The following is a 10,603-nucleotide window of genomic DNA, read 5'->3' as shown; positions in this document are numbered from 1 at the left end:
TAAGTCATTACCGGCGCAACCGCGACCCGTGCGGCGGTTGCACCGGTAAATCGTTACAGCAATCCGTATGAAAGGGGGCTTTCGCGGTAGTTCTCACGGGAGCAGTCCTGCTTACGCGAACACACGGGATTGCCACGCCCTCCCCAGCCGATTCACTCACTCCTTTCAGTCGCTCGTTCATCCCTCGCACAGTGTTAGCTGACGGCTCGCTCGTTGCTCGCCGTCAGCCAGCGCGCGCCACCACGAGCGCGAGGCGATTCAGTTGAACTAGTCGATATCCACTTCACCTGTGCTGAACGCGAGTTGCACAGCGACCCGACCGAACCACACTGCCAACCACTGATAGGGCGCGCCGCCGTGGTCGTCGGTATGCACACTCCCGCCGTCATCGCCCACCGCGGCTACGCCGGTATCGCGCCCGAAAACACCGTCGCCGCCGCCCTCGCCGCGGTGGAGCACGAGGGAACCGCGATGCTCGAGATCGACGTTCAGCCCGCCGCCTGCGGCACCCCGGTCGTCTTCCACGACGAGCGCCTCGAGGGAACGCGGGACGGTCGACCCGTCACCGACGCCTCGGGGTTCGTTTGGGAGACGCCACTCGAGACGCTCGAGTCGCTGTCGGTGCTGGGAACCGACGAGTCGATCCCGACGCTGTCGGCACTGCTCGAGGCCGTCCCCGAGACGATCGGGATCAACGCCGAACTGAAGAACCCGGGGACTGCGGACCTGCGCGTCGGCGAGTCCCTGTCGGCGGACGCTCGGAAGAAGCGGCGGGAGCTGTGGCGGCCCTTCGTCGAGCGCGTCCTCGAGGACTGCGAGGCCTTCGGCGGCGAACTCCTCTTCTCGTCGTTCTGCGAGGGCGCGCTCGCCGCCCTTCGGGACACTGCCGACTACGCGGCCGCACCGCTCGTCCGGGACGACCTCGAGGCCGGCCTCGAGATCGCCCGCCGGTACGACTGCGAGGCGATTCACCCGCCGCGGAACGCGATCGCGGGGACTGCGCTCGCGACCGAACCTTACTATGGGCTCCCGACGAGCGAGCCCGCACTCGACGTCGTCGAACTCGCCCACGAGGAGGGTCGTACGGTCAACGTCTGGACCGTCGATAGCTGGCTCCAGTTCGACGAACTCGCCGCGGCAGGTGTCGACGGGATCGTCGTGGACTACCCCGGGCTCGAGGCGACGAGGGGAGCAGGGACGGGAACAGGATCCACCCGGTAGCTCACCTCTCTCGAGCCGGCAGGTCCTCGTTCGCCGGCCCCTCGAGGACCTCGCCGTCGGGATCGAACCGCGAGCCGTGGCAGGGACAGTCCCAGCTCTCCTCGGCGTCGTTCCACTCGACGAGACAGTACATGTGGGTACAGACCGCCGAGACGGCGTGGATCTCCCCGTCCTCGTCTCTGGCGCAGGCGATGGGCTTGCCGCCCTTGCGGACGACCTTCGCCTCGCCGGGCTCGAGCGCCGTGAGATCCGGCGTGACGAGCGTCTGGAACCAGTCGGTGACGAACTCGCTCGCGGTGTCGGCGTTCTCGGTGAGGGTCTTGCCCAGCGAGGCCTTCGGCGTCAGCCGGAGGGGATCGAACAGGTCCAGTTCGGGCACGGGCTCGCCGTCGATATCGGCCGCCAGCAGCCGGCCCGCGGCGGTGCCGTTGGTCATCCCCCAGCCCCGAAAGCCCGTCGCGACGGAGACGTTCTCCGTTCCCGCGCCGGCGCGGCCGATGAAGGGTATCTTGTCGACCGGTTTGTAGTCCTGTGTCGACCACCGGTAGGCGACCTCGTCCACGGGGAACCGCTCGCGGGCCCACGACTCGAGGCGTCGGTATCGGTCGGCGGTCGAGCCGCCCTGGCCGGTCTTGTGGTTCTCGCCGCCGACCAGCAACAGCTCCTCCCCGTCGTCGCGGTAGGTGCGCACGGAGCGGTAGGGGTCGCCGCTGCGGTAGTACATTCCTTCCGGCGGGTCGCCGTCGAGGCGGATTCCGAGCACGTACGATCGTTTCGGGTGCATCCGGGCGAAGTAGCCCGCCCGATCGAGGATCGGGAACCCAGTCGCGAGCACGACGTGTTTCGCCCGGACGGTTCCCCGCTCGGTTCGGACGAAACAGGGCGTTCCGTCCTCGAGGTCCGTCACGCGGGTCTCCTCGTGGAGGTGGGCGCCGTCGTCGGCCCGGAGCTCGTCGGCGACCGCGAGCAGGTACTTCCGGGGGTGGAACCAGGCCTGGTCGTCGAACCGGACCGCGGCCTGGGCGCGCTCGAACGGCGGGACTGAGGTGACGTAGCTGGCCTCGAGTCCCGCCGCGCGAGCGGCGTCGACCTCTCGTTCGATCTCGTCGGGCTCGTCGCTGTAGAGGTACGAGGGCTGGCGTTCGAACCCGCAGTCGACTCCCAGCTCCTCGATCCGGCCCTCGACCCGATCGATCGCCTCCTCCTGGATAGCGGCGTACCGGCTCGCTCCCTCCGGGCCGAACTCCCGGCGCAGGTGGTCGTAGATCGTCCCGTGCTGGCTGGTCAGCTTCGCCGTCGTCTTCCCGGTGATCCCCGTCGCGACGCGATCCCGCTCGAGGACGGCGACGGTCAGGTCCCGCTCGCGCAGCTCGATCGCCGTCGAGAGCCCGGCGATCCCAGCGCCGACGACGGCGACGTCGACGCTCCGATCGCCCTCGAGCGGGTCGGGATCGGGGTCGTCCTCGCGGGTGCTCGCGAGCCAGACGGAGGTCGCCTCGCCAGGGAGGTCGCCGCTTGCGAAGTCGGACATCTGAATCTGCGGGTAGTACGGCGAAGGCGGGGAAAAAACGGATGGGGGGAGCTGCAGGCTGCCGCCCGAGCTACTCGAGCAGGTCGGGCAGCTCGTTGACCGACTCGAGGACGGCCGCGGCGTCCTCACGCTCGTAGGCTCGACGGCCGTCCTCGCCGGTGAGGCCGCCCGTCAGCACGCCGACGCCGCGGTAGGTCCGGTCGGGATCCGTTCCCGCCGCGTTGTTTGCGGTCCGCACGTCGTCCAAGGTGTCGCCGACGAAGACGACGGCGTCGGCGTCGAACCGCTCGGCGAGCGTCGTCAGCGCCCGCGGGTGGGGCTTGCCTTCCTCCCAGTCGTCCATCGTGAAGCGGTGCTCGAGGGGGATCGCCTCCTCGAGGCCGACCCGTTCGAGGGCGATCTCGGCTTCCGCCTCGGGGCGGCCGGTCAGGACGCCGACGTCGTACTCGGCGAGGAGTCGATCCCGGGTCTCGGGCTCGAGGACGACGGGCTCGTCGTGGATGAATCCCCGCGTCTCGAGGTCGGGCTCGCCGCCCTCGAGGCCGCGGTAGAGCTCGCTACCCAGGTACAGCTGCTGGAAGACGTCTCGGAGTTCCTCGCGGTCCCACCGATCGGTCACGCGCTGGGTCGCCCGGGCGCCGATCGCCTCGCGAACGGCGGCTTCGGCGGCCTCGAGCCCGCCGCCCCGGTCGGCGATCGCGTCGGTAAACTCGTCGATCGACGCGCGGTACCCCTCCGCGGTCGCGAGCACGTAGAGGGCGGCGGCGTAGGTCAGCTCCCAGTCGTTGTTGAACCCGCCCGCGTTCTTGAACGCCTGGATGTCTTCCGCGCGAATCGTGCGGTCGTGGACGTGCTCGATCGACTCGACGATCGCTCTGCGGTAGGAGTCGGCGACGTCGACGAGCACGCCGTCGATGTCGAGAACGACTGCGTCTGCGTTCATACGATGACGGACGCACTCGGGGGGATAAAGCCGGACGGTTCAGATCGCGACGGCGTCGACGGTCACGAACGCGAGGACGAACAGTCCGAGGGCGTAGAGGACGTGGGCCCACAGCCAGGAGAGGACGTTGACGACGTAGATCAGCGCGACGACCGGGAGGCCAAGCAACACGACCGGGGATCGGCGCCACTCCCGCCGGGAGCGAGTCCACAGGGTTCGGGCGTCGGTCGTGCTCGGAAACGCCGACATCCCGACGGAGAGCCCGATCCAGGCGAGGACGCCGGCGGCGACGGCGTACTCGAGCGGGGCCGTCCGAACGCCGCCCGCTGTCGAGACGAGAACGACGGCGCCGACGAAGGCGGCGACCGCGACGAGCGTGTTCAGCAGGAACGGGGCGACGCTGATGACCACCGACTGGCGGTACCGATCGGGGGTGGCGTGGCGGACGTACCCCGGCGGATTCCCGAACCTGAAGTAGACGGCCTCGATCACCCTGACACCGACGAGCCGGCAGGCGGTCGCGTGGGCGAACTCGTGGACGACGACGCCCGGGAGGACGAACAGGTGGATCGCGATCCGCAGGAGAAATCCCAGTCCGCGCAGGACGACCGCGAGCGCGACGAGGAGCGCGAGGACGGTGAGGACGGTGGACGCGGGCGGTAACGACTCGACGGCCATCGTTTTCCCTACTCTCGGGAATCCGGGTAACTCCTTCGTGTTCTATCGCGGCGCATCGCTGCCACGGACGACGTACAGCGTTCCCTCGCGAACCGTCCGCCGTTCGACCGGTACCGCGGGTTGGTCGCCTCCCAGCGTCGTAAACAGGAAGTCGGCGCCGACCCGCTCGGCGACCTCGAGCGTCGGCCGGTGGAGTTCGGGTGGCAGGTTCCGGGCGTAGATCGCGTCGGCGCCCTGGTAAACCGTGAGATCGGGATCGACGATATCGTCGACGACGAACTCGACGGCGTCGGGAACCGCCCGCCGCGTGACGTCGGTCGCGGTCACCGAGACGTCCGCCTCGGCCAGCCTCGCGGCTAGATCGGTCCGGCGTCCGATCCCCACCTCGACGACCCGGTCGTAGCCGGCGAGTGCGTCCTCGAACGTTCCAGGAGTTCCGCGGGAATCGGTCATGGCGGGACGTTTATGCTACACGCGGTCATAGCAGTTGCCATGCTCGTCGATATCGTGCCGGTCGGCAGCGTCTCCGCGGAGGTCAAGCGGGCCGCCTCCTCCGCGTTGCGATCGGTTTACGACTGCGACGTCACGGTCAACGACTCGCAGTCGGTTCCGACCGGCGCGTACGACTCCGGCCGGAACCAGTACTGCGCGGAGACGTTCATCCAGCTCGCCGAACGGGTCGGTCGCGGCGAGAAGAACATCGCCATCACCCCCCACGACCTCTTCTACCGGCGTCGAAACTACGTCTTCGGGCTCGCCTACCTCGACGGCAGCGGCAGCGTCGTCTCCACGTACCGCCTGCAGACCTCGAGCGACGGCGGCTTCTCGAACAAGAGCGCGAGCGAGATCTTCGAGAACCGCGTCCGCAAGGAGATCGTCCACGAGATCGGCCACACCTACGGCCTCGAGCACTGCGACAACAATCGCTGCGTGATGAACTTCTCGCCGACCGTCCGAGAGGTCGACATTAAGGAGGAGAACCTCTGCGGAAGCTGCCAGCGACACGTTCACTGACGATCGTCGGCCACCGACGCCGAAAACCGCTGAACAGCCGTTCAGGGCGCCGTACGTGTTCGTGGTTGCGATTCTCCGGGAACACGTTTATTTCCCTTCCGTGTAGAGTCATCGGTATGGTAAAACAGCAACTCGAACTCGCACTCAGTCGCGCACGGTACGCAGCGATCGGCGCCGCCGCAGGCGCCGGCATCGGCGGGCTGTTCAACAAGAACGCCGCGAGCTCCGGTGCGGCGATCGGCGCCCTCGTCGGTGCGACGGTCGGCGAGAGCCGGCTGTCGGCCCAGTCACGACTCGACGAGCTGCGAACGCGCAAGGAAGAGCAGTTCGGCGACGTACTCTCGAAGTCGAACAACGAGTAGCGCCGTCGAATCGACCTACGGCGAGTAGTAGTACTCGCCTTCCCGCTTTTGTTCGCGGTCGAGCTGGGACTCCGGCTTGTTGATCCGTGGCCGCGAGGTCCGCTCGTCCCGCCGGAACGTGATCTCGAGGTTCGAGAGGAACTCGTTCATCCCCTCCCGCATCGGCTGGGGCTCGCTGGCGCGCCCCTCCATCGCGGGCTCGCCCTCGAAGACCATCAGGCGGTCGGCCAGCAGGTCGATCGTGTAGATGTCGTGGTCGATGACCATGACGGTGGCGTCCTGCTGTTCGGCGTAGCGCCGAATCGCGCTGGTGGCCTGGACCCGCTGTTCGACGTCGAGGTGGGCCGAGGGTTCGTCGAGCAGGTAGAGATCCGCCGAGTCGGACAGACAGGCCGCGATGGCGACCCGCTGGCGCTCCCCGCCGGAGAGATCCGAGAGGTTCTGCTCCATGATCCGCTCTAACTGGAGCGGCTGAGCGATCTCGGTGTTCCAGTACGAGGACCCGAACTGGTCCGTAATCGATGAGAGGAAGGCGTCGACCCGCATGTGCTGGTCGATGGTGACGTACTGGGGTTTGTAGGAGATATCGAGGTCGAGGTCGGCGTCGCCCGCGGTCGGCTCGAGGTTGCCCGTCAATAGCTTCGCGAACGTCGACTTCCCGATCCCGTTGGGACCGACGATGCCCAGCACCTCGTTGCGATGGATCTCGCCGCCCTCGATCTCGAGGGTGAACTCGCCGTCGCCGTAGCTCTTGGTGAGGTCGGGGTAGTCGACCAGCACGTCGCCGTGGGTCGCGGTCCGGGGGGCGTGTTCCTCGAACTCGATGCGGTCCTGGCGGATCCGCATGTTCTCGTTGTCGAGGTATCCCGAGAGGTACTCGTTGATCCCGTTGCGGACCGACTTCGGCGAGGTGATGACGCCGTAGGCGCCGGGCTCACCGTAGGCGACATGGAGCGTGTCGGCGAGCAGATCCAGGATCGCGAGGTCGTGCTCGACGACCAGCATCGATCGGTTCTCCTCCTCGGCGAGTTCGCGGATCAGCCGCGCCGCGGTGACGCGTTGCCCGATGTCGAGGTAGGGCGTCACCTCGTCGAGGAAGTAGAAGTCCGTGTCGCGGGCCAGCGTCGCCGCGAGCGCGACCCGCTGGAGCTCCCCGCCCGAGAGGTCCTCGATCGCCTGGTCCATAACGGGGCCGATCTCGAGGCGTTCGACCAGCGAATCCAGCGCCCCGCGTTCGTCGGTTCGCTCGAGCAGCTCGCGGGTGTTGCCGTCGAAGCTCTCGGGGATCTGGTCGACGTACTGGGGTTTGCGGGCGACGGTGACCTCGCCGTCGCGGACGTCGGCGATGTAGTCCTGCAGTTCCGTTCCGCGGTAGGCCTCGAGCACGTCGTCCCAGCCGACGGCCTCGTCGCGACCGAGGTTGGGCTGGAGTTCGCCCTCGAGAATGCGGACGGCGGTGGTCTTCCCGATCCCGTTCGGACCCAGAATACCCGTGACCTGTCCCTCCTGGGGCGCCGGTAGGCCGTACAGCGAGAAGGCGTTCTCGCCGTAGCGGTGGACGGGGTCGTCCTGGAGCTCCTGGGGCAGGTTGATGATCTCGATGGCGTCGAACGGACACTTCTCGACGCAGATGCCACAGGTTTCGCCCAGACAGATCTCTTCGGAGATGTGGATCTGGTCGGGCTGGCCCTGATCGGCCTCCTCGCCCCGGAGCGTGATACACTCCTTGCCGGTACGGTTCGGCGGACAGTAGTTCTTGCACTCGTAGCTACAGCGGTCGGGCTGGCACCGATCCAGGTCGACGACGGCGATGCTGTCGTCGGCCATCTCAACCCATCGCCTCCGTCGTCAGCAGGATTCCGAAGACGACGAACCAGAACGAGAACGTCATGAACGTGATGAACAGGTAGTGTTTCACGCCGAACTCGTCCTCGCCGTAGATGTCCGTGAAGTCGTAGAGGACGAACTGCACGAGGATCGCGCCCAGGACGAGCAACAGCCCGCGCATATCGTTCGCGGCGGCACTCGCTGCCTCGACGGACGAGACGTCGCCCGCCATTGCCAGCGAGGCGAACGCCGCGCCGACGCCGAGCAGGGCCGACAGCGCCGTCACGCTGATCGAGCGGACGTGCTCGTGTCGGTCGCTAATCGATTCGGTCGACATAGGGAGAGTTCTGTTTTCGGTGGTGAAAAGGGGTTCGGGTTCGGACTCGAGCGAACGCGCCTACTCGATCTCGAACGACCCCGTCGCCGCCTCGCCTGTATCGGTTCGCGTGAACGTCACCTCACCGGCTCCGTGATCGGTCGTCTCGACGCCGACCGAGACGACGACCTCCTCGCCAGCGGTCCCCCTGTCGTTACCCTGGTAGACGAGTTCGTCCCCGTTTCGCCAGACGTTCCCGTCGTCTCCGAGCCCCTCCTCAAGGCTGACGTCCCAGTCGTACGCGAGGCCGTCCACCGCTCCCAGGTCGATGCGAACCTCGTCTTCCCACGGCTCGAGCCCGTGGTTGGGGGTGAAACTGAACGTCTGGCGGTCGTCGTCGGAGCGAACGTCCTCGGCCGAGACGTCGAGGAACGGCTTGTCGCCGGCGCCTTCGCCGTTGATGGCGAACTGTGCCGTTCCGACGTCGTCCGTCTCGGTTCGGGTAAACGCGACGTCGTAGGGGCCACCGTCGCCGTCGGTCGCGTAGCCCCCGACCTCGAGAACGATCTCGTCGTCGTGCCCGTCCTGCGGGGCGACCTGGTAGACGACCGACTCGCCGCCATCCCACACCTCCCCGCTTCCCTCGACGACCTCGAGAGTATCCTCGTCCCAGAACGTCTCGGTGTAGTCGACGCCGTCGCCGTGCGGGTCGCTCAGGTCGATCTCGACTTCCTCGTAGGGCTGTCGATTCCCCGCGAGGGTAAACCGGAACCGCTGGCGTTCGTCGCCCGGACCCGTAAACTCCGAGACGTCGCTCGCCGAGACCGTATCGAAGCCCGGACCGGGGTCGGAGCCGCCCGGCGCTCCCGGATCGGACCGTCCGGGACAGTCCCGCTCGACCGTCACCGTCCGATCCATCCCTTCGATCGCGATCCCCTCGCCTGCTGCGGAGCGGACGATAACCTCGAGCTCCGTCTCGCCGGCGCCCGTTCCGGGTTCGCAGGTCACCGCGTAGGTCGTCTCTTCGCCCGGCTGGAGCGTGCCGTCGAAGTCGCTCGCCTCCTCGAGCCCCGACCCGCGAATCGTCACGTCGGCGTCGATCGACAGCTCCTCGTCGGCGTTGTTCGTCATTACGAGTACCGTCTCGGCGTCGTTCTGATCGCTGACGACGGTATCGACCGTCTCGAGGCCGAGATACCCGTCCCCGTCGTCGGCCGTCCCGATCGAAACGCCTCGATCGGCGGATATCGAGACGAATCCGAAGGTCGGCCCCGCGAGCAGGACGACACCGAGGACGACACAGAGTATCGCCAGCGATTTCGTCGGTCGCATGTTACGGCGGGCGCTCCATCTCCCCCAGCCGCATCCGTCGGTTCTGGACGACGTGGACGATCGACGACGCCGCGAACAGCCCGACCACGAGGGTCGTCCAGCCAAGTGCCGGAATCGTCCCGGTCGGGACGACCTCGAGCCACAGTCCGGCCATCACGACCGCCGCGAGCGCGGAGAGGCCGAGGTAGTAGACCCCCCACGGGACGCTGTCGCTCGGGACGATATCGAGGTAGACGTCGAGTTCCGAGGCCTCCTCGGTGAGTTCGATCGTCCGATCGTCGAAGACGACCATCCCGGCCTGCTCGAGGGTCGGCAGGTGGCTCTGCTGGAGGGAGGTGTAGACGCGCTTTCGCTCCGCAGCGGTTAGCTCCGGGATCTCCTTCTCGAGTTCCCAGGCGGCGACGTGTTCGGCGAGGTCGCCGAGTTCGACCGGCCCGTCCTCGCGCTTGCAGTAGTGGATCGCGTACCGCCGTCGCTGGTTCGAGAGCAGTCCGAATATCTCTCCACGATCCGGCGGCGACTCGTCGATATCCGTCCCCGTCTCACCCGCGGCCCTGTTCGTCGCCATTAGAACGTCAGTACGCCGTACAGTACCGACCACCGATAGATAAGCTTACTGGCCAACGCGTTCGTTTCACCGTTCGTTCTACAACTCGAACGGTATCGCAGCCGGTAGAAACCGGTTCTGGCCGAGCCTGAATTCATAGCAACCTCCTAAGGTGACTTTCAAGATGGTTAATACAAAGTAGGTGGGCCGACGTAGGTCGAGACAGGACCCGTCCGCGACCCCGCTCGAGATCTCGGTCGCCGGCCGGATCAGAGAATTTATCATGAAACTCAACCGACGAAACACGCTCATCGGACTCGGAACGATCGTCGCCGGCGGCGGTGCGGCCCTGGGTACGGGTGCGTTCAGTACTGTCGAAGCGGGTCGATCAGTGGACGTCAGTACCGCGGGTGACGACAGTGCGCTTCTCGAGCTAGAAATCGTCAACGACACGCTGGCAGGTGAGGGTGGAGAGGACGACCTCATCGAGTTCGAGGTCGACGATCTCAATCGGGATGCGCTCACGAGGTTCGAGGACGCGTTCGAAATCAGATACGGCGGCGACGAGGATCACAGCTACACACTCGAAATACGTGTCGACGACGAAAACGGTGCCAGTGAGACGAACCTTCTCGGGAGAGACGGAGAGCCGATGTATTTCGAGGGAAGTGCTCAGCTGGGTTCGGGGGAAGGGAACAACGAAGTAACGCTCGACGTCGTCTTCGATCTTCAAGGTGACAATGATGAAGAGGAGATTCCTAGCGAGATCACAATCGTAGCTGAAAGAAACTAATGGAAACTGGGCGAGGGGCGGTTTCAAATATTTGTCGAG

Annotated in this window: 12 protein-coding genes; 4 read left to right on the top strand and 8 right to left on the bottom strand. The window is 66.4% G+C overall.

The features are described 5' to 3' along the window. Positions 1–369: 369 nt before the first annotated feature. On the top strand, positions 370–1,221 hold the full coding sequence (locus ACNA7R_RS11370; RefSeq protein ID WP_416283680.1) for a glycerophosphodiester phosphodiesterase: 852 nt from the start codon (positions 370–372) through the stop codon (positions 1,219–1,221). Between the two features lies 1 nt (position 1,222). On the opposite strand, the gene ACNA7R_RS11365 is transcribed toward ACNA7R_RS11370, so the two are convergent. The 4 genes from ACNA7R_RS11365 to ACNA7R_RS11350 all read right to left on the bottom strand — a co-directional run bounded on the left by ACNA7R_RS11365 (position 1,223) and on the right by ACNA7R_RS11350 (position 4,826). Next, entirely contained in the window at positions 1,223–2,752 is a 1,530-nt protein-coding gene (locus tag ACNA7R_RS11365) for an FAD-dependent oxidoreductase (RefSeq protein WP_416283679.1), read from the bottom strand. A gap of 70 nt (positions 2,753–2,822) precedes the next feature. Then, positions 2,823–3,695 (bottom strand): TIGR01548 family HAD-type hydrolase, encoded by an 873-nt coding sequence (locus ACNA7R_RS11360; RefSeq protein ID WP_416283678.1) that lies wholly within the window; start codon positions 3,693–3,695, stop codon positions 2,823–2,825. Positions 3,696–3,734: 39 nt separating this feature from the next. Next, the gene (locus ACNA7R_RS11355) at positions 3,735–4,373 is read right to left on the bottom strand and encodes a DUF3267 domain-containing protein (protein ID WP_416283677.1); all 639 of its coding nucleotides are present in this window, start codon (positions 4,371–4,373) and stop codon (positions 3,735–3,737) included. Positions 4,374–4,415: 42 nt separating this feature from the next. Further along, entirely contained in the window at positions 4,416–4,826 is a 411-nt protein-coding gene (locus tag ACNA7R_RS11350; RefSeq protein ID WP_416283676.1) for a UPF0146 family protein, read from the bottom strand. Between the two features lie 39 nt (positions 4,827–4,865). Between ACNA7R_RS11350 and ACNA7R_RS11345 the strand changes: the two genes are divergently transcribed. Both ACNA7R_RS11345 and ACNA7R_RS11340 read left to right on the top strand, forming a co-directional pair. Next, a complete protein-coding gene (locus ACNA7R_RS11345; protein ID WP_015321632.1) occupies positions 4,866–5,387 on the top strand; it encodes an archaemetzincin family Zn-dependent metalloprotease in 522 nt (173 codons plus the stop codon). Positions 5,388–5,503: 116 nt separating this feature from the next. Continuing rightward, the gene (locus ACNA7R_RS11340) at positions 5,504–5,749 is read left to right on the top strand and encodes a YMGG-like glycine zipper-containing protein (protein ID WP_416283675.1); all 246 of its coding nucleotides are present in this window, start codon (positions 5,504–5,506) and stop codon (positions 5,747–5,749) included. Between the two features lie 15 nt (positions 5,750–5,764). On the opposite strand, the gene ACNA7R_RS11335 is transcribed toward ACNA7R_RS11340, so the two are convergent. Genes ACNA7R_RS11335 through ACNA7R_RS11320 form a run of 4 tightly spaced genes read right to left on the bottom strand, consistent with a single transcriptional unit; the run spans position 5,765 to position 9,792 of the window. Then, positions 5,765–7,576, bottom strand: a complete 1,812-nt coding sequence (locus ACNA7R_RS11335) for a ribosome biogenesis/translation initiation ATPase RLI (protein WP_416283674.1) — start codon at positions 7,574–7,576, stop codon at positions 5,765–5,767. Position 7,577: 1 nt separating this feature from the next. Further along, on the bottom strand, positions 7,578–7,913 hold the full coding sequence (locus ACNA7R_RS11330) for a hypothetical protein (protein WP_416283673.1): 336 nt from the start codon (positions 7,911–7,913) through the stop codon (positions 7,578–7,580). 60 nt (positions 7,914–7,973) lie between these two features. Continuing rightward, positions 7,974–9,224, bottom strand: a complete 1,251-nt coding sequence (locus tag ACNA7R_RS11325; protein ID WP_416283672.1) for a hypothetical protein — start codon at positions 9,222–9,224, stop codon at positions 7,974–7,976. A 1-nt stretch (position 9,225) separates the two neighbouring features. Beyond that, on the bottom strand, positions 9,226–9,792 hold the full coding sequence (locus ACNA7R_RS11320; RefSeq protein WP_416283671.1) for a hypothetical protein: 567 nt from the start codon (positions 9,790–9,792) through the stop codon (positions 9,226–9,228). A gap of 262 nt (positions 9,793–10,054) precedes the next feature. Here ACNA7R_RS11320 and ACNA7R_RS11315 point away from each other — a divergent pair, with 262 nt between their 5' ends. After that, complete coding sequence (locus ACNA7R_RS11315; protein WP_416283670.1) at positions 10,055–10,564, top strand: hypothetical protein; 510 nt, start codon at positions 10,055–10,057, stop codon at positions 10,562–10,564. Positions 10,565–10,603: the final 39 nt, after the last annotated feature.

Origin of the sequence: Natronococcus sp. (assembly GCF_047921035.1) — an archaeon.
Classification (GTDB): Archaea; Halobacteriota; Halobacteria; order Halobacteriales; family Natrialbaceae; genus Natronococcus.
This window is presented reverse-complemented; position numbering and strand designations above follow the sequence as displayed.

What these genes read in the sequence shown, in the direction of transcription:
- ACNA7R_RS11370 (WP_416283680.1), top strand. Translation starts at nt 370, where the DNA reads ATGCACACTCCCGCCGTCATCGCCCACCGCGGCTACGCCGGTATCGCG.
- ACNA7R_RS11365 (WP_416283679.1), bottom strand. Translation starts at nt 2,752, where the DNA reads ATGTCCGACTTCGCAAGCGGCGACCTCCCTGGCGAGGCGACCTCCGTC.
- ACNA7R_RS11360 (WP_416283678.1), bottom strand. Translation starts at nt 3,695, where the DNA reads ATGAACGCAGACGCAGTCGTTCTCGACATCGACGGCGTGCTCGTCGAC.
- ACNA7R_RS11355 (WP_416283677.1), bottom strand. Translation starts at nt 4,373, where the DNA reads ATGGCCGTCGAGTCGTTACCGCCCGCGTCCACCGTCCTCACCGTCCTC.
- ACNA7R_RS11350 (WP_416283676.1), bottom strand. Translation starts at nt 4,826, where the DNA reads ATGACCGATTCCCGCGGAACTCCTGGAACGTTCGAGGACGCACTCGCC.
- ACNA7R_RS11345 (WP_015321632.1), top strand. Translation starts at nt 4,866, where the DNA reads ATGCTCGTCGATATCGTGCCGGTCGGCAGCGTCTCCGCGGAGGTCAAG.
- ACNA7R_RS11340 (WP_416283675.1), top strand. Translation starts at nt 5,504, where the DNA reads ATGGTAAAACAGCAACTCGAACTCGCACTCAGTCGCGCACGGTACGCA.
- ACNA7R_RS11335 (WP_416283674.1), bottom strand. Translation starts at nt 7,576, where the DNA reads ATGGCCGACGACAGCATCGCCGTCGTCGACCTGGATCGGTGCCAGCCC.
- ACNA7R_RS11330 (WP_416283673.1), bottom strand. Translation starts at nt 7,913, where the DNA reads ATGTCGACCGAATCGATTAGCGACCGACACGAGCACGTCCGCTCGATC.
- ACNA7R_RS11325 (WP_416283672.1), bottom strand. Translation starts at nt 9,224, where the DNA reads ATGCGACCGACGAAATCGCTGGCGATACTCTGTGTCGTCCTCGGTGTC.
- ACNA7R_RS11320 (WP_416283671.1), bottom strand. Translation starts at nt 9,792, where the DNA reads ATGGCGACGAACAGGGCCGCGGGTGAGACGGGGACGGATATCGACGAG.
- ACNA7R_RS11315 (WP_416283670.1), top strand. Translation starts at nt 10,055, where the DNA reads ATGAAACTCAACCGACGAAACACGCTCATCGGACTCGGAACGATCGTC.